We start from the raw sequence: 17263 nt of genomic DNA, 5'->3' as shown, positions 1-17263 counted from the left end.
CGGTCGACGACGCTGTCTCGACAATATCTTCACGTAGCACGTCAAGATCCCGCAAGCTTCACTTGACGATCCTGGTCACGACCCCGCTTCCGAGCTCGCAGACGAACCGGGCGCCAGCCATCACGGACACGGCTTCGCTCACCTCGAACAGCACGAGCACGGTGTCTTCGGCGGCACCGGGGAGTTCGGCGAGCACCGAGGCCGTGCGCCGGTGCTCGCCGAAGTCGATCATCGTGGACGGTGGGGAGTGGTCCTCAGGCGTCATGAGCAGGGCGCGGAACTGCGTGCACTCGGTCTCGGCGCCTTGACTCTTGATCCATCCGGGGATGCGGTCGGCCAGTTCGTAGATCTCGTCGCCGGACCCCGCGCGCACGACAGGCACATCAGGAAAGTCCGGCCCCAGGTCGAGCTCGACCTCACGAACCGCATGGCTGATCCGGGTCAACGCGATCCCGATGCTCGCACCGATGGCGAGTGCGACAGCGAACTGGTCGCGCAGCTCGGCCGTCACCCCGACGTCGGCCGCCACGACCGCCACCGCACAGTCGACCCGGTGCGGCGAGCTGATCATTTCGGAGATCGGGTTCTCGCGGTTCACCACCTCGTACGGCGCCTTGCCGAACGCGACCTGCAGTTGCGGCGCCAGCTCGGCCCTGCCGTCGTCGAGCCTGCCCAGCAGCACGACCGTGTACCCGCGAATCGCGGCAAGCAGTTCGGGCGGCTCCGAGCTGCCCTTGTCCCACCATTGCGCCCTCTGCGCATACACCTGCGCTTCGCGCCACGCGCCGGCCGCGAGCCAGGTGCGTGCCAGCTTCACCTGCAGGCGCGCGACACCTGCGGGCACGATCGCCTCGGCATGTTCGATCAACGCGTCCAGGTTCGGTCGCGCGCGCTCGAGTCCCGGTCGGTCTGCTGGCAGTCGCACGCCTGCACGTTGCGTTTGATCCGGCGCGGGTTGTACGGCGCGGTGCCGCGCAGGATCGGCAGACAGGCCAGCACATCCGGGTCCGGAGACATCGTGCGGATGTACGAGTCGACCTTGCCGGCGGCCGGCGGTGGCAGCGAGTACGGCAGCTGCACGATCTTCTCGAAGAAGGTCTCCCCCAGCTCACCGACCGCGGGCAGGTCCTGGTACTTCACCCGGATCGCGTGCTCGATGACCTCCCTGTCGACCGCGAGCAGGAACACGCAGCCCTCCTCGTCGAGGAAGAGCTTGATCGTCTCGATGATCTGCAAGGTCTGCTCTGGCAGACAGCGGTCCAGATCGTCGATGATCACGACGAGGGGTTTCTTCGGGTAGACGATCTTCAGCACGCCCTGGAACTCGGCCGTGAAGTCGTCGATCAGCGCCGTCTGCGACCGGTGCGCCCGGCGCCGCCGGAACGCGCCGAGGTCGGCGCCCAGCCGCACGTCGAACAGCTTCAGCAGCGCTTCCGGCTTCGTTCCCAGTGCCGCCACGACCCCGACCAGCACCCGGACCAGCGGATCGGCGAGCAAGGGCTTGTTCGCGAACCAGCCGGTGACCGGGTTGCCGGTGACCGGGACCAGGCTGACCGCGACGAGGATCAGCGCGGCCAGCATCGCGACCTTGAACGCGATCGCGAGGAGCTTGCGGAAGAGCTCGAAGAAGCCCGCACGCAGGTCGATCGAGCGCAGCCAGATGCGCAGGCGCACGTCCGGGACGCGATACCAGGGCACCGAGCGGCGGGCGTCGACGACGATCTTCTCGATCAGGGCGGCCCACAGGTTGTCGTCGCGGGAGTACTTCCACGCGTTGAACCAGATCGGCCGCACGCCCTCCTCTCGGAGCTTCGTCTCGACCAACCGCAGGAACGTCGTCTTGCCGCTGCCCCACTCGCCGTAGACGCCGACCGTCCACGGCGTGCTGCGGCGGTCGATTTCGGCGATCGTCCGCGCGAGCGGCTCGGTGAACCGGTCGAAGCCGAGTTCGTCTTTCGTGGCAGGCTGATCGGACACGGACACACTCGGTTGTCGCCCGTGATCCTCTTTTCGCTACGCCATGCGGTACCACCGGCAGTCGTACGGTCCGAGATCCACCTTGGCGCCGCTCTTCGCCGGCTTCACCCGGCCGCCGGTCAGCAGATCGTCGAGCACCCCGGTGGCCGGGACCCGCACGGTGATCTCCTGATCGGAGAAGTTGTGCACGGCGATCACCGTGCCGCCGTCGCAGTCGGCCCGATGCGCGAACACGGCCGGATCACCTGCGTCGAGCACCTCGACGGTGCCCCACGCCAGCTCCGGGCACTCGCGGTAGCGCTCGACCAGCAGCCGCAGCCAGGCCAGCAGCGAGTCGGGGTCACGGCGCTGCTCCCCCGCGGCCTGCCAGTCCATCGGCACCCGCACGGCGAGCCTGCCCTCCAGCGACAGGTCCTCGACCAGGCCGATCTCCTCGCCGTAGAACAGCACCGGCGTGCCGGGCAACGTGAACAGCAGGCTGTAGACCATGCGGATGCGGCGCTGGTCGCCGCCGAGCATCGACGGCAGCCGCCGGCGCAGGCCGCGGCCGTAGAGCTGCATCGACGGATCTGGACCGAAGGCGTCGAAGACCTCCTGGCGTTCGTCCGCAGGCAGCTTGTCCAGCGTCAGTTCGTCGTGGTTGCGGACGAACGTCGCCCAGTGGCCGTCGCGTGGAGGGTGAGGGCGTTCCTGCAAGGCCGTCTGCAGAGGACCCGAGGACTTGCGGGCGAGGGCAAGGTACATCGCCTGCATGCCGACGAAGTCGAAGCACATGGTCAGCTCGTCGCCGACGCCCTGACCGTAAAAGGCCATCGTGTCCTTGTACGGCAGGTTCACCTCGCCCAGCAGGACGCCTTCGCCGTTGCGGCGGTTCAGGAACGCCCGCAGGTCGGTGAGGTAGTCGTGCGGGTCGGGCAACGACAGCGCGTCGAGGCGGCCGGAGGGCTCCAGCAGGAACGGCACGGCGTCGACGCGGAAGCCGCTGAGCCCGAGTTCCATCCAGAAGCCCATGATCCGGGCGATCTCGTCGCGCACCTCGGGGTTGGCCACGTTCAGGTCGGGCTGGTGCTTGTAGAAGCGGTGCAGGTAGTACTTGCCGACCTCCTCGGAGTACTCCCAGAGGCTGTTCTCCTCGTCCGGGAACGTGACGCCCTGGGGACCGTCCGCCGGCGGCTCGTCGGCCCAGACGTACCAGTCGCGTTTCGACGGGTCGTGGAACCACGGGTGCTGGTCGGAGGTGTGGTTCACGACGAGGTCGGCGATCACCCGCATCCCCCGGTCGCGGGCCGCGCGCACGAACTCCACGAAGTCGCCGAGCGAGCCCAGCCGCGGGTCGACGGCGTAGAAGTCGGTGATGTCGTAGCCGTCGTCGCGTTCGGGCGTCGGGTAGAACGGCATCAGCCACACGCAGGTGACGCCGAGTGCGTGGAGGTGGTCGACGTGCTCGGTGAGCCCGCGGAAGCCGTTGGCGGAGAAGGTTTCCGCGTCCAGGCAGTACATGACGGCGTTCTTCCACCACACATCTGACGTGCGGATCATGACGTCACCTCCGGCAGGACGTGCTCGCCGAACGCGTCGACGAACGGGATCAGGTCCTGGCCGACGTGGTGCAGGTAGATCTCCTCGAAGCCCAGTGACGCGTAGGTGTGCAGCTGCTCGGCGTGCCACTTCAGGTCTGAGGAGACGTCGACGACCTGGGCGACCTGCTCGGGCGTGACGTGCTCGGCGATCACGTCGAAGTGCTCGGGGAGTTCCAGGTCCCAGCACACGGGTGGGCGGAAGACGTTGCTGCGCCACTGTTCGTGCGCGATGGCCAGGGCGGTCTCGTCGTCCTCGGCCCAGCTGAGGTGCACCTGCAGGTGGAGCTTGCCCCGGCCACCCGCGTCCCGGTACGCGTCGGCCACCTCGCGCAACCGCTCGGGCGGGGCGTTCACCGTGATCAGTCCGTCGGCCCACGAGGCGCACCACCGAGCGGTCTGCGGGCTCACGGCGGCGCCGATCAGCAGCGGCACCTCGTCCGGGAGCGTCCAGAGCCGGGCGCGGTCGACCCGGACGAGGCCGTCGTGGCTGACCTCCTCGCCGGCGAGCAGCGCGCGGATCACGTCGACGCACTCGCGCAGCCTGGCCGTGCGGAGGTCCTTGCGCGGCCAGCCGTCACCGGTGATGTGCTCGTTGCTGGCCTCACCGGTGCCCAACGCGGCCCAGAAGCGGCCCGGATACATCGCGGCGAGGGTGCCGATCGCCTGCGCGGTGATGGCCGGGTGGTAGCGCTGGCCGGGGGCCGTGACGACGCCGAACGGGAGGCTGGTGGCCTGCAGCGCGGCGCCGAGCCAGGACCAGGCGAACCCCGACTCGCCCTGGCGGGCGCTCCAGGGTGAGAAGTGGTCGGAGCTCATCGCCGCGGCGAACCCGGCTTCCTCGGCTCTGCGCACGGCCGTCAGCAGGCTGGAGGGGTGTATCTGTTCGTGCGAGGCGTGGATCCCGTAGAGGGTCATGGCACTTCAGGTACCCGAGGCGGGGAGTGAGGCAACCTTTGTCGCGGTTCTGGCGTGGACAGGGCATGAAGATCCGAATCGCAGCACTGCTCGCCTCCGCCGTCGCCCTCGTCGCGTTCCTCAGCCCGGCGGCCTCCGCCGCAAGCGAAGCCGGCTGGTGCAAGGACCAGGCGCCCGCCTCCGACATCTGCAGGCGCTGAACACCGGCCGAAAATTTCTTCCGCGGAGGGTTGAACCGATCCGAGAGAGCATCCGTGTGGACATCAGCACCCTCGCACCGGAGGAGGAACGGCGATGTTCAACGAGACTCGGGTCGGTACCGCGACCGTCGTTGAGTTCATTCGGCCGGACGGCTCAGTCGAGCCGATGGACGTCGACCTCCAGTACCGCACGGACGATCCGCATGCCGTGACCTTGCGTTTTCACACCAGGGACCAGGAGTCGACCTGGCTCGTGGGGCGGGACCTGCTGTCCGACGGGCTGCTGGCGCCGGCGGGCGTCGGGGACGTGCGGCTGCGGCCGGACCACGGGGACGTACTCGTGCTGGAGCTGTTCACCGAGGAATCGCACGCCGTGTTCCACCTGTCGGCCGACGAGCTGCACCGGTTCCTGGAGTCGACCTACGCGGTCGTGCCGGCCGGGCGTGAGGTCCTCGACTTCGACTCGCTGCTGAAGGACCTGCTCGCGTAACGGCTAGAGGCGCAGCCCCAGGACGAGCTTCTCGGCGGAGTCGACGACGCGGAAGCCGAGGTGCTCCCAGAAGCCGACCGCGTGTGTGTTGTGGTGCCGCACGTGCACGTGGACGCCCTTCTCCAGACGTTCGAGCACCGTGCGCACCAACGTGCCGCCGAACCCCTTGCCCTTCGCACGGGGCAGCAGGTTCGCGTGCATGTGCGCCGGATAGTCCTTGATCAGCAACGGGTCGACCCGCGCCGGCTCGTGGATCTGCTGCACGACCCGGTTCGGGCTTGCCACCATCGGGTAGCGAACGCGCAGGTCAGGCCACCAGTCGCGCTCCATCCGGTCCTCGAACGCCTCGGTGTCGGACGCCGCGATCGCGTAGCCGCAGACCCCGAAGTCGTCCTCCACCACGAACGCCAGGTCCGGTTCGAACGCGACGTACGGGCCGACGTAGGCGTGGCCCATCAGGCGAGGGTCGTCGAACAGGTGGCGCACGCCCAGGCCACCGTTGCCGGTGTCGAGGCAGATGTCGTAGAGCGCGTCCAGGTCCGCGGGCCGGTACGCACGGATCACGTCAGCTCGCGCCGTTCGTTGATCACCACGTGGTCGGCCTCGACGTCGATGACTTCACCCTCGACGACCTGACCGGCGCCGAACCGGCGCTCGTGCTCGAACTTCAGCGCGGCCGCCTCCGCCTTGCGCGCGATCCTGCGGCTCACGAGCTTGCGCGTAGGCGGGAACAGCAGGAACAGCGCCGCCACGTCGCTGATGAAGCCGGGCACCATGATCAGCGCACCGGCCGCCGCGATCAGCACGCCGTCCGCCATCTCCTGATGCGGCTGCTGGCGCTTCCACACGGCCTCGGAGAACGCGGCCATCGTCTGCGCGCCCTGCCGGCGCACAAGTGACAGGCCGACGAGGGTGCCGACCAGCAACAACGCGATCATCCAGAGCCCGCCGATGGCGTTGCCGACGGCGATCATGACCGCGATCTCGGCGAACATCCCGAGCAGCAGCAGCGCGAAGAGGGGCATGTCAGAAGAACGTACGGGGGCGCCCAAATGCTCCCGAACCGCCCTCAACCAGGTCTTGAGCTGAAATATTTACGGCAAGCTTGCGATGTGACAGGATATCTTTACGCGACCTCGACGCTGAGGAGTACGGATGACTGCGCTGCACGACGCCCCGACGGCGTTGGAACGGCTGGACCGCCAGCCGTACACGTACGTCCGCCGTGAGCTGGTCGAACCTGACTGGCGGCGCTTCCCCGGCTGGGCCCACGTGACCGAGGCGCAGTGGCGGGACGCGCAGTGGCAACGAGTGAACTGCGTGAAGAACGTGAAGCAGCTCCGCAAGGTCGCGGGCGACCTGCTGACCGACCGGTTCTACGACGATCTCGCGAAGGACATGGAAGCCTTCGCGACGATGTCGATGCTGATCCCGCCGCAGATGTTCAACACGATGGCGGTCGACGCGGCACTGACGCCGGACGAGTTCACCGACGCGTTCCTGAACGACCCGGTGCGCCGCTACATGCTGCCGGTGTCCTCCGACCGCGACCCGCAGTGGCCGTCGCACCCGCACTCCCAGCGCGACTCGCTGCACGAGGCCGAGATGTGGGTCGTCGAGGGGTTGACCCACCGCTACCCGACCAAGGTCCTCGCCGAGATGGTGTCGACCTGCCCGCAGTACTGCGGTCACTGCACCCGCATGGACCTGGTCGGCAACTCCACGCCGTTGATCGACAAGCACAAGCTGTCGCTGAAGCCGGTCGACCGCCAGGACCAGATGATCGACTACCTGAAGAAGACCCCCGGCGTCCGCGACGTGGTGGTGTCGGGCGGCGACGTGGCGAACGTGCCGTGGCCGCAACTCGAGTCGTTCCTCATGCGGCTGCTCGACATCGAGACCGTCCGCGACATCCGGCTGGCCACCAAGGCCCTGGCCGGTCTCCCCCAGCACTGGCTCCAGCCGCGCGTCGTCGAGGGCCTGGAGCGCGTCGCCCGCACGGCGTCGCGCCGCGGCGTCAACCTCGCGATCCACACCCACGTGAACCACGCCCAGTCGGTGACGCCTCTCGTCGCCGAGGCGGCGCGGACCGCGTTGGAGGTCGGCGTTCGCGACGTGCGCAACCAGGGTGTGTTGATGAAGGGCGTCAACGCCACCTCGGACGACCTGCTGGACCTTTGCTTTGCGCTGCAAGGGGAAGCGAACATCCTGCCGTACTACTTCTACATGTGCGACATGATCCCCAACGCCGAGCACTGGCGGGTGTCGGTGTGGGAGGCGCAGGAGCTGCAGCACGCGATCATGGGCTACCTGCCTGGGTACGCCACTCCTCGCATCGTGTGCGACGTGCCGTACGTCGGTAAGCGGTGGGTGCACCAGCTCGCGGAGTACGACCGGGAGCTCGGGATTTCGTACTGGACCAAGAACTACCGGACCGGGATCGAGCTCGAGGACCCGGAGGCGTTGGACCGCCGTTACCCGTACTACGACCCGATCTCCACCCTTGGCGAGGCCGGCAAGACGTGGTGGTCGAACCAGAGCTGACGGGTCACGATGGGGCCGTTTTCGGGACATCTCCCGAAGGCGGCCCCATTGGCATGTTTGTTTGCCTGGTCAGACCCCATGGGGCCTCATTGGGTCCCGACGTCAAATGCCCCTGAATGCCCCAGGAAGTCCATTGTGGATCGTCTCTACCATCCACAATGGACTTCCAGGAGCAGGTTCGGCAACTTCTTGCCGTCGGCCTCCCACCGCGATCCAGTAGCCACTGCCCTTGTGTGCGGCGATGCCTTTGCGGTCGCCATCCGCGTCCGCTTCCGAGGAGACGACGAGCGTGCCGGTCGCGGCGATCGGCAGCAGACCCTCCGACTCGACGCCCTTGTCTTCACTCCGGCCCACAGCTGCGGTGAACGGCAGACGTACCTCATCCAGTCGGGCCCCAGCCCCGGACCAAGTGTGAATGTTGGGGACAGACGCACATCGGGGGCCTCGGTTGCATTGGCAGCAACAAACGTGCCTTAACACCCACGATCGATACCCTTCGGTCCAACGACCCACAGAAGAGCTTTTCGGACAGCGCTACGGGTCGTAGCATGATCACCAACGTGAATCGGCGAATCCGGCATTCAGGGAATTCCAGCAAGGGGACTCGGTATGACTGGTGGTCACCGGTCAATTCCCAGAAAGCACCCAAGCGTCGATCATGAAAGTGGGGATCCACGACCATCCTCGATGAAGGCTGAAACGATGGCGCAACCACAGCAATGGTGAATATTACATCGTCCAGGAAAGCTGTCCACGAACATAAGTAGTGCTCGACGAGCGGAAACGTTGGCCGCCGGTTTGGCCATCCTGGCAACCGCCGGAGTCCAACTCCACGCTGACGCTGCCGAAAGAAGATCAAGCCGAGGTTCCGCGGGTCACCTGTAACGCGCTGAGAGCAGGCCCGGGACGCGGTGTCGAGATTGCGCCCGTTGTACACGGCAAGACCAACGAGATCATCCGCTTCAGGCCACTGCTGGATCAGATCAACGACATGACGCTCGGGGAGACGCATCGTGCGCTTACATCGCAAACTACTCGTCACGGCCGCCGCGGCTGCCGTCCTCACGTCGCTTATCGTCGGTTCGGCGGAAGCGATCCCCAATGGCATCCCGGTCGCGCAGAAGGAAATGCCGTGGATGGTGCGGCTACTTCCGGCCAATTGCGCCGGAACGCTGATCGCCCCGCAGATCGTGCTGACCGCCGCACACTGCCTGCCCGAAGAATCGGGTCGCAACACGACGCTCACGGCGGTGACCGGAGCCGTCGACCTGGAAAGCCCAGACCGCACGATCACCCGGTCAACCCACATCTACCGCCCAGACGGGTTCTGGTACGACGAGGATTGGGGCCTCGTCCGGCTCGACAAGCCGCTCACGACCCCGACCCTGCCGACCGCCACGACGGCCGAGTTCAACAACGGCCGGTTCATCCTCGCCGGCTGGGGCGCGACCGAGAGGGGCGGCCCGCAGCAGCGGTACCTGCTGAAGACCAGGACCGAAGCGCCGGCCGTGGACGACGCCAGCTGCCTCGCCATCATGGGCTCCCAGATGAAGCCGAGTGCCAACATCTGCACCCGGACGGAGAACGGCCACGATCAATGCCCCGGCGACTCTGGCGGACCGCTGTTGCACCGCGACGCGTACGGCGGCTGGATCCAGGTCGGCATCGTGAGCTGGGGTGGCGCCTGCGGCAGGCCGATGAACTGGCCTGGCGTCTTTACCGAGGTCAGCGCATTCGCCGCCGACATCAAGAAGCAAAGCGAAGCGCTGATGGCCCAGCCAGTCTCGTAACGCATCAGAGCTGTGGGAACGGTGGCCGCCCAGGCCCAGGGGCGGCCACCGTTCCCACAGCTCGGCGGGGCCGGGGTGCGGGCGGGGTGCCGCGGTCAGCGACCAGACATCCGCGGCCGTGCAGGTCGGCGGCGACACGGGTCATGGCGCTGTGGAAGTTGGCGGCGGTGTCCGGGCCCAGCCAGGGCAGGCGCCGGCCAGGTAAGTTCGATCTCCGACCTTGCGTGTGTGCCCAGGCCGCGTGGGAATCCGGTGCCCCGCAGGCTGATGGGACGACCGTCGCCGAGTTCGGCTTCGCCATTGCTCGTGTCGCGTTCGACAGAGCCCCAGCCGTTGCTCGCGGCCAGGGAACTCCAATGCGCTTATCGGGTTCTCGCCTGCCGGAGGTCTCGATGGCAAGGTTGCCGCCACTCTCGTGTCCTCTGCGGATCGTGTGCGCCTGGCATGCCTGTAGGAGACCTTCGCGGTGACTGGGCTGACTTTGGCCGCCTTGCTGAGCGCCGTGGCGGTGAACAGCCGGCGCCCGACAGCGTCGCTGCAGGAGCCGTGTAGCAGCGGGGCCGCCCGCCCTTTGAGACAGACGGTGAGCTGTGACGTTCGCCGGTTGCCACCCCCGTAGCGAGAGTCCCACTGCCGGGCCTGTTCGGCTGTTCCGAGCAGTTCGACGACATCGGCTTTCCCTACGCGCCGGAAGGCCGCAGGTGACCGCGAGGCGGCCGTGTCGCGCTGGCCCGCACCCCCGATCGCAGCGTGATCTGGGCCCGGTTGTCCCAGTTCTACGAGCGGTGCGCCGCCTCCGGCCTGTCCGAGCTGGAGCATCTCGCCACCACGGCGTCGACCTGGTGGCCCGAAATCCTCGCCTTCATCGACACCGGCATCACCAACGCCGGATCCGAGGGCACCGACCGACGAGGACGCGGATGCCTCAACCCGCTTACCTTCGATGAGCCACGAATCCTGTCTCATCCTGAGACATCGCACATCCGTAAAGGTGCTGATTCCGTCTTGATTGAGGCGTGGGAACCGAATGTCGGAGAGTATTGGTCGAATCGCTATGGATTGGATAGTTGGTGTCTGCCTAGGATTTCGATGCCGGCGAAAGTCGGAGTCGAAGACAAAGGGGATCAAGATAATGATTGGGAAACTTTCCGCGACCGCGGCGGCAGGAGCCGCTGCCTTGATGCTCGGGACGTTGGTCAGCCCTGGCGTTGCCCAGGCCGATCAGACCTGGGGCTTCCGGCTGAGCAACTTCGCTCCTCAAGTTGTGAAGATCTGTGTCTACACCGACCGGGAAACGCAGTGCAGCGGCCGCATTGCGATGGGCAAGTCCACGGTCTACAACGTGCGGTTCAACGATGCGAACAACTTCTCTTGCCAGGTGTTCGCTGACGTCGGACCGGACTTGAAGTCCGGACAATTCAGCCGGAACGAGTTCAAGGAGTGCAAGTACGATGATCCCAAGTGGTGGTACACCCTCTACGGCGTGAGGCCCGACGGGTCGCACCACGTGTTCGTCCGAGTAGCGCCGTAGACCTTCGACGAGAGCCAGCGGACCAGTCGGCGCAGCAGGCAGACCCGCGACCTGTGGGTCCGCCTGCTGCGCCCGTGCTTCAGCGGCAGGTCAGGGACGCCATGGCCCAGTCGGCGTGGTCCGAAGCGTTGCCGTTACCGGCGTCGTCGACGACCAGGCTGAGGACTTGGCCGCCGGACACCGGGACGTCGAGTGGTACCGGCGCCGAAGTGCCGGTCAGGACTGGCGTGGTCGCCACGGTTCTGCCGTCCAGCAGTACGCGGAAGGCCACCGAACCGCCGCCTTTCGTTTCGTCGTCGACGCCGACCGTCGCGACGAATCGGTCGCAGGCGCCGGCCAGGTAAAGTTCGATCTCCGACAGTGCGTGCGCACCCAGGCCGCGTGGGAACACGTTGCCCCGCAGGCTGATGGGACGACCGTCGCCGAGTTCGGCTTCGCCGTTGCTCCTGTCGCGTTCAACAGGGCCCCAGCCGTTGCTCGCGGCCAGGAACTCCAGTGCGCTTATCGGGTTCTCTCCTGCCGGAGGTCGCGATGGCAAGGTTGCCACCACTCTCGTGTCCTCTGTGGATCGTGTGCGCCCGGCGTGCCTGTAGGAGACCTTCGCGGTGACTGGGCTGACTTTGGCCGCCTTGCTGACGGTCACCGGCCAGGTGAAGGTCACCGACTGCCCGGCATCGAGGCGGCCGACCGTTGCCGGGGTGGGCACGCCTACCTGCCAACCCTCCGGAACCGATAGTTCCGGACTGAGATTGACGACGGATTCCAACGCGGTCACCGTCGCGGATGCGGTGAACCGCTGTCCGTCCGCGACGTTGTCCGGCATCGACAGCGACATGCGCAGCGGGGACTCCGGCATCTCGTGCCGTCGCGGATCGTAAGCAGGACTCGCGTTCTGCCGCACGGTCAAGGCTGACGCATGGCTGCCGTAGTTCACCAGCTTGACCTGGCCGAGCCCTCCAGTGGTGGCGTCGAGGTTCCACACGGCGAGCGCGATCGTGTTGGTGCCGTTCGGATTCAGCACGCCGTTCGGCACCGGGAACGAGTGCTGCGGTCCTACATGATTGATGTAGTGGCCGATCTGCCAGCCGTTGACGAACAGCAGGGCGCGATACCGGCGGTCCGGGTTGTCGGTGAACTCGATTCCGAGCGAGGTGTCCTGGCCTTTCGGAAGGTCCAAAGTGGACGTGGTGCGGTACCACGTGACACCGGCTTCCGGCACACTCGCGGGCAGTGTCACCGGTTTCCAGTCCTGGTCCGGGAATCTCGGCAGTGACCAACCGGCGCGCTCCCCGTACAGCCCGCCGGTGCTCAGCGGGCCACGAACCGGGTCGATACCGTTCTCACCTCCGCGGACGCCCTGCAGCCGCCAGGTCACCGACGTCGGCGCGCCGGTGAGCCGGGCGCCGATGAGCCCGCGCCCGAGCTTGTTCCGGTTGGCTCTCGGCGAGGTTGCCTCGTGGCCCATGTTCACGGTGAGCACGGAAAGCACGTTGTCCCCGGACTTGATCGAGCCGGCCGGGAAGGTGAAGTCGTGCCGCCCGTCGTCGGCCGAGCCGAGGAACATTCCGTTGAGCCAGACCGAGATCTGACCGGCCCGGCCGCCGCTGAGGCTGGTCAAGCCGATCCCGGTCTCCTTGCCGCTCGCCGTGAAGTGCCCCCGGTACCAGGTGTTCCCGGTGTGGAACCCGTAGTCGTCGGAGAAAAGCACAGGAAGCGTCACGGGCGGCGTGCTGCTTTCGGTGGACATCTTCGTCGCGACCGGCCACGTCGAGTCGTCGAACCCCGGCTGCGCCTCAGGCGCCTCCTGGTGCTGCCGCCACCCGGTGAGTTCGGGCAGACTGACCGGTTTCGCGGTCGGCAAGACCCCGGCGACACTGCCACTGGGGGTTGGCATCGCCGCAATCGGGCGGCCGTTCCAGCTGAACGCCCGCGCACCGCTGAAGACCTCGATGGCGCCGTCTGTCCCGACATCGCCGGTGAGCGCGAGCCGGGGACCGTCCGCCGCGGTACGCAGGAGGTGGGTACCGCGCACGAGCACTGGCCCGCCCGGGGTGTCCTGGCGCCAGAAGGTCTTCGCGGTTTCCTTGTCACCGAGCAGGAGCAGCAGCGGTCGCTCGCCCCCGGTGACGAGCACCCTGGCCAGCCCGTTGTGGAGGTAGTTCAGCCGGAGATCACCCCGGGAACCGTCCCAAGTGGACTCCACGCTGCCGGAGAGCACTGTCACCTTCGGCTGGGCCGCGTAGCGCAGTACCGTCTCGCCTGCCTGGTTCGCGTCGCCGTACAGCACGGCGACGTCCCGACCGCCGATGGTGGCGTTGGTCATCAGCTCCGACGTCGAGTACCGCATCGACGTCGCGCCGAGGTCATAACCGGCGAGCAGGATCTTCGACTGGCGGCCGTTCAGCCGGATCGAGGTACCTGGCTGCTGCGGCAGCGAGTACCGACCGGCAGCGCCGAGATCCAGGTCCAGTCTCGTGTCGGACGTTGCGGTCGACGTGGCGTCCCGGTGGCGCAGCACGTGGAACTGGGTGCCGGTGTCCGGGTTGACCCGCGCGGTGTCGATGACATCCGGAGCGGAGGGGGCCGCCGCGGCCAGCCGATCCGTTTTGGTGAGCGGAGCGACGGCCTGGGTGAAGTAACCGATCAGCTTGTTCTCGTAGTACTTCGGGGCGAGCTGACGGGTTTCACTGATCGCCGCACCGTAGTCGTAGGAGGTGTAGTTCTGGGGAATCGAGCTCCAGCCCCAGGATGTGCCGCCGTAGAGCATGTAGAAGTTCTGTGCGGTCGCACCGCCGGCGATGTTGTGCTTGTAGAACACGTTCGCGAACTGGTCGTTCATCCGATGTGCGCATTTGTCGTAACCGGGGCCACCCCACGCGTCGAACGCGCCACCCTGGTATTCAGCCAGGTAGAGCGGCTTCCCGGCCGGGTGCTCCGCCTCGACGTCGGGAACCTGGTCCCATTCCTGCGGGTTGGCGCAGTTGAACCACAGCGGATAGTGGTCGAACCCGTCGACGTCGAGCGCCCCTTCCCCGGTGTTGAACAGGCCCTGATGGTTCCCGAGCAGGGGAACCCTGATCCCATCCGCGCGTGCCTTGTCGGCCAGGTGCCTGATGTAGGCGTGCCCCTGTGGGGTGGCCTCATAGAACTCGTTCTCGACCTGGTAGGCGATCACCGGCCCGCGCCCGTCGACCCACTGGCGCCCGGCCAGTATGCGATCGATCCGCGTCAGCCACTCGTCGGCGTACTTGAGATAGGCCGGATCGGCTGACCTGACCGCGCCGGGTTTGGTGGTCAGCCAGGTCGGGAAACCGCCGCCGTCGATCTCGGCGGCGATGTACGGCCCCGGCCGCGCTATCACGTAGACACCCACCTCCGCGGCGATGTCGAGCAGCTTGTTCACATCGCGGACGCCGGTGAAGTCGTACACGCCTTCACGCGGGGAGTGGTAACCCCAGTCGAAGTACAGCGACACCGCGTTGAAGCCGCCGGCCTTCATCTTCTGCAGGACGTCACGCCAGAGATCGACGCTGGGCAGCCGGTAGTAGTGGAACTCGCCCGACCACAGGTAGGTGCGCTTCCCGTCGATCATGAACGAGTACCCGTCGTAGGTCACGCTGTGCGGACTCGGCGGGGGAACGGCGGACGCATTGGGCGGCGGCACCACCGAAGCGAAGGCCAGCACGGCGGCGAGCAGCAGGGTGAGCAGCCGAAATCGGCTTGGGCAGGATGGATTCATCGTCGTCGGCACTCCGTGAGCGGCAGGGAACACAGGGAAATACACAGACGCATCAAACAGGTTCGAACATAGACTTGTTTATTCTGTGTCGGATTGTGTTCGAACCTGCCCAGGATCCACCAGGCAACCCCACACGGTCAAGCGCCGATGACTTGCCACCCGAATGGTCCATACGCGCGCACCGTGGACACAAATACCGACATTTACACGCGAGCAGCAGTCGTCCGATGTATCCACCCGCGCCGACGGTCAACCAAATGTCGATTGTGAAAAAGTCCCGCATTGACGGACGAACCGGAAAGGGTCCTGCTCAACTCAGTCGACGCACATACATCGGAGGTATCCCTTCCATTCTTTGCTCGAAGGAAGCGCGCTGAACCATCACCGGTTCTGGCGCTGGCGGCCCGTCACACTCGCCACCCCCGGTCGTACCGATCTCACCGACCGATACCCCAGCGCAGCGCCTGGACAAGGCCGCCTCTGTCACCCGGTCGCCTCGCCGGCTCGCGTGGCCACGCATGTAGCAACCGCGTTCATCCCCTTCGGCGTGAACACCTGTCAGGACCGGGAGTCAAGGAGTTCGCCGACTCCGCCCACAAGTACGGCATGAAGGCAGGCCTCTACCTGTCCCGCCGACATGCACGACGCGCTGCCGGGCGGCCGGTTCGCCAACGGCAGCAAGCCAAAGCCGGTGACCAACCGTCGAACTCGGCGTACGCTTCACCGAACCTCGTCGGAAGCGCACCTGGGCTCATCACAACGGAGAAGCCCACAGTGCCCGCCTTCCGGTCCGCTCCAACGTCGACACTCGTCGTACTCGGATCAAGGGCGGTTGGGTTCCGGCTCGGTCCCTCCATCACCGGGCGCCTTCCGCGGGAACCAAGTCACCTGGGTTTCACGTGCCCACTGGATGAGCCGCGGTGGCATGCGCGGTGACCCGCGCGCATGCCACCGCGTGCAGGGAGAAAGGGTGCAGGATGTCGGAATACGATGCGCTCGCGGATGACTTCTCCAGCATCATCGAAAGCCTTCCGGAACGCCGTTTGTTCGGGTACAGCCTCGAGGTCGTCGAAGGCGAGATCGCCGGCCAGAACGTACTGGACCTGGCCTGCGGCAACGGGGTGTTCACCCGCGCGCTGAAGAAGCGCGGCGCCAAGCGGGTGGTCGGGGTCGACGTCTCGGAGGCGATGCTCGCGTACGCCAACCGCGACGAGGAACGGGACCCGCTCGGCATCGAGTACCGCTTGGCGGATGTCGCCGACATGGGCGACATCGGGCAGTTCGACCTCATCACGGCGTTCGCGCTGCTGCACTACGCGCCGTCGCGGGAAGCCCTGGCCTCGATGGTCCAGAACATCGCGCGCAACCTCCGGCCAGGAGGGCGTTTCACCACCTGCAACATGAACGTGGTGGACCCGACGACCTGGCACAACACCAGTCGTTGGAACGACTACCCGTTCGGGTCGGTGTATCCGACGGGCCTCTGCACGACGGGGCACCAGTGCCGTCGTTGATCGACTGGGCGGGAGTTCGCATCCCCCTGCAGCTCTTCTACTACACGAGACAGACCTACGAGCACGAGTTGGCAGCAGCTGGACTTCGGGACGTCGCCTGGCACGAGCCCGTGCTTCCACCTGAGTTCCGTGGCGGCTCCGACTCACAGCGCTGGCAGGTCTATCTCGATCATCCGCTGTTCCTCGTCCTCGAATGCACCAAACCTGAGTGAACGTCCACGCGCGGCCGCCTGGCGCGTGCAGGCATCCGCCTCAAGCTACCTGCCCGGTACGCGACTCCTCGGATCGAGTACGACCGGGAGCTCGGGATTTCCAACTGGACCAAGAACTACCGGACCGGGATCGAGCTCGAGGACCCGGAGGCGTTGGACCGGCGCTACCCGTACTACGACCCGATCTCCACCCTTGGCGAGGCCGGCAAGACGGGGTGGTCGAGCCAGGCCTGACAAGTCCTCAACGGGGCCGCTTCCGGGAAATCCTCCGGAAGCGGCCCCGTTCGGTCACCTGGGCAACAGCCGTCTACGACCCAGAGGGATCAGGCCGGGCTGATCAGGCGACACCGCTCTTGGTCTCGCAGAACCACACCTGGCCGTCCTTGTACAGGCAGACGTGCAGCTCGACGTCGACGCCGTCCGGGATGTTCTTGGTCTTCTCCTTGCAGCCGTCGGAGGCGTTGGAGTCGTTGATCTCGAAGAAGACCTCGTTGTTGCTCGCACGGCGGATCTTCGCGACGACGCCCCAGCCGTCGGCCTGCTCGTCGCACACCGTGACGCGGTCGCCGTGCGCGGTGAACTTGGCCTTGCCACCGGGGTTGTCGTCCGTGGTGTAGGTCCACGGGATGTCGGTCTCGGCGGACGCGGTGCCGGTGCCGAGCAGGGCGCCGACCGCCACGAGCGCACCGATGGCGAAGGACTTGGCTTTCATCCGTATCTCCTTGCGGGATGTCGCAGACCCCTCGGTCGCGATCACCTCTGTTCGTAGTG

At 66.5% G+C, this 17263-nt stretch carries 16 protein-coding genes and 2 pseudogenes; 9 read left to right on the top strand and 9 right to left on the bottom strand.

All coding sequences use genetic code 11. The features are described from left to right. Positions 1–58: 58 nt before the first annotated feature. The 4 genes from ACIA8G_RS09580 to ACIA8G_RS09565 are packed head-to-tail and all read right to left on the bottom strand — an operon-like array spanning position 59 to position 4472. Positions 59–868: a hypothetical protein gene (locus tag ACIA8G_RS09580; protein WP_396417906.1), complete on the bottom strand. Its 810-nt coding sequence runs from the start codon at positions 866–868 to the stop codon at positions 59–61. Further along, positions 865–1977, bottom strand: coding sequence for a P-loop NTPase fold protein (locus ACIA8G_RS09575; RefSeq protein WP_396417905.1), 1113 nt, complete (start codon positions 1975–1977; stop codon positions 865–867). The genes ACIA8G_RS09580 and ACIA8G_RS09575 overlap by 4 nt, the downstream gene beginning before the upstream one ends. A gap of 36 nt (positions 1978–2013) precedes the next feature. Then, a complete protein-coding gene (locus ACIA8G_RS09570) occupies positions 2014–3516 on the bottom strand; it encodes an alpha-amylase family protein (protein ID WP_396417904.1) in 1503 nt (500 codons plus the stop codon). Next, positions 3513–4472 carry a TIGR03885 family FMN-dependent LLM class oxidoreductase gene (locus ACIA8G_RS09565; RefSeq protein WP_396417903.1) on the bottom strand — a complete coding sequence of 320 codons (960 nt, stop codon included), beginning with the start codon at positions 4470–4472 and terminating at the stop codon, positions 3513–3515. Before ACIA8G_RS09565 ends, ACIA8G_RS09570 begins: the two co-directional genes overlap by 4 nt. A 65-nt stretch (positions 4473–4537) precedes the next feature. Here ACIA8G_RS09565 and ACIA8G_RS09560 point away from each other — a divergent pair, with 65 nt between their 5' ends. Both ACIA8G_RS09560 and ACIA8G_RS09555 read left to right on the top strand, forming a co-directional pair. Further along, positions 4538–4672: a hypothetical protein gene (locus ACIA8G_RS09560; RefSeq protein ID WP_396417902.1), complete on the top strand. Its 135-nt coding sequence runs from the start codon at positions 4538–4540 to the stop codon at positions 4670–4672. 94 nt (positions 4673–4766) lie between these two features. Continuing rightward, positions 4767–5162, top strand: a complete 396-nt coding sequence (locus ACIA8G_RS09555; protein WP_396417901.1) for an SsgA family sporulation/cell division regulator — start codon at positions 4767–4769, stop codon at positions 5160–5162. A 3-nt stretch (positions 5163–5165) separates the two neighbouring features. On the opposite strand, the gene ACIA8G_RS09550 is transcribed toward ACIA8G_RS09555, so the two are convergent. Together ACIA8G_RS09550 and ACIA8G_RS09545 are read right to left on the bottom strand one after the other, a co-directional pair. Further along, positions 5166–5726 carry a GNAT family N-acetyltransferase gene (locus ACIA8G_RS09550; RefSeq protein WP_396417900.1) on the bottom strand — a complete coding sequence of 187 codons (561 nt, stop codon included), beginning with the start codon at positions 5724–5726 and terminating at the stop codon, positions 5166–5168. Next, on the bottom strand, positions 5723–6187 hold the full coding sequence (locus ACIA8G_RS09545; RefSeq protein ID WP_396417899.1) for an FxsA family protein: 465 nt from the start codon (positions 6185–6187) through the stop codon (positions 5723–5725). The genes ACIA8G_RS09550 and ACIA8G_RS09545 overlap by 4 nt, the downstream gene beginning before the upstream one ends. Before the next feature lie 130 nt (positions 6188–6317). On the opposite strand from ACIA8G_RS09545, the gene ACIA8G_RS09540 reads away from it, so the two are divergent. Both ACIA8G_RS09540 and ACIA8G_RS09535 read left to right on the top strand, forming a co-directional pair. Further along, on the top strand, positions 6318–7706 hold the full coding sequence (locus ACIA8G_RS09540; RefSeq protein ID WP_396417898.1) for a KamA family radical SAM protein: 1389 nt from the start codon (positions 6318–6320) through the stop codon (positions 7704–7706). A gap of 1013 nt (positions 7707–8719) precedes the next feature. Further along, a complete protein-coding gene (locus ACIA8G_RS09535) occupies positions 8720–9496 on the top strand; it encodes a S1 family peptidase (protein ID WP_396417897.1) in 777 nt (258 codons plus the stop codon). A gap of 95 nt (positions 9497–9591) precedes the next feature. On the opposite strand, the gene ACIA8G_RS09530 is transcribed toward ACIA8G_RS09535, so the two are convergent. After that, a complete protein-coding gene (locus tag ACIA8G_RS09530; RefSeq protein ID WP_396418675.1) occupies positions 9592–9843 on the bottom strand; it encodes an NPCBM/NEW2 domain-containing protein in 252 nt (83 codons plus the stop codon). A 403-nt stretch (positions 9844–10246) separates the two neighbouring features. Here ACIA8G_RS09530 and ACIA8G_RS09525 point away from each other — a divergent pair. Beyond that, positions 10247–10393, top strand: a pseudogene (locus tag ACIA8G_RS09525) (transposase); the annotation flags it as partial. A gap of 283 nt (positions 10394–10676) precedes the next feature. After that, the gene (locus ACIA8G_RS09520; RefSeq protein ID WP_396418710.1) at positions 10677–11027 is read left to right on the top strand and encodes a hypothetical protein; all 351 of its coding nucleotides are present in this window, start codon (positions 10677–10679) and stop codon (positions 11025–11027) included. 79 nt (positions 11028–11106) lie between these two features. Here ACIA8G_RS09520 and ACIA8G_RS09515 read toward each other — a convergent pair whose 3' ends face one another. Beyond that, entirely contained in the window at positions 11107–14766 is a 3660-nt protein-coding gene (locus ACIA8G_RS09515; RefSeq protein WP_396417896.1) for a beta-galactosidase, read from the bottom strand. 977 nt (positions 14767–15743) lie between these two features. Here ACIA8G_RS09515 and ACIA8G_RS09510 point away from each other — a divergent pair. The 3 genes and pseudogenes from ACIA8G_RS09510 to ACIA8G_RS09500 all read left to right on the top strand — a co-directional run. After that, positions 15744–16280, top strand: coding sequence for a class I SAM-dependent methyltransferase (locus tag ACIA8G_RS09510; protein WP_396417895.1), 537 nt, complete (start codon positions 15744–15746; stop codon positions 16278–16280). Further along, positions 16268–16492, top strand: a complete 225-nt coding sequence (locus ACIA8G_RS09505) for a hypothetical protein (protein WP_396418709.1) — start codon at positions 16268–16270, stop codon at positions 16490–16492. The genes ACIA8G_RS09510 and ACIA8G_RS09505 overlap by 13 nt, the downstream gene beginning before the upstream one ends. A 4-nt stretch (positions 16493–16496) precedes the next feature. Next, positions 16497–16726: pseudogene (locus ACIA8G_RS09500) on the top strand (lysine 2,3-aminomutase); the annotation flags it as partial. Positions 16727–16829: 103 nt separating this feature from the next. Here the strand turns inward: ACIA8G_RS09500 and ACIA8G_RS09495 are convergent. Next, on the bottom strand, positions 16830–17204 hold the full coding sequence (locus tag ACIA8G_RS09495) for a hypothetical protein (protein WP_396417894.1): 375 nt from the start codon (positions 17202–17204) through the stop codon (positions 16830–16832). Positions 17205–17263 lie beyond the last annotated feature (59 nt).

It is taken from the genome of Lentzea sp. NPDC051213 (assembly GCF_044455585.1).
GTDB lineage: Bacteria > Actinomycetota > Actinomycetes > Mycobacteriales > Pseudonocardiaceae > Lentzea.
The sequence above is the reverse complement of the archived record's forward strand: the minus strand, read 5'-3'. Positions and strand labels throughout refer to the sequence as shown.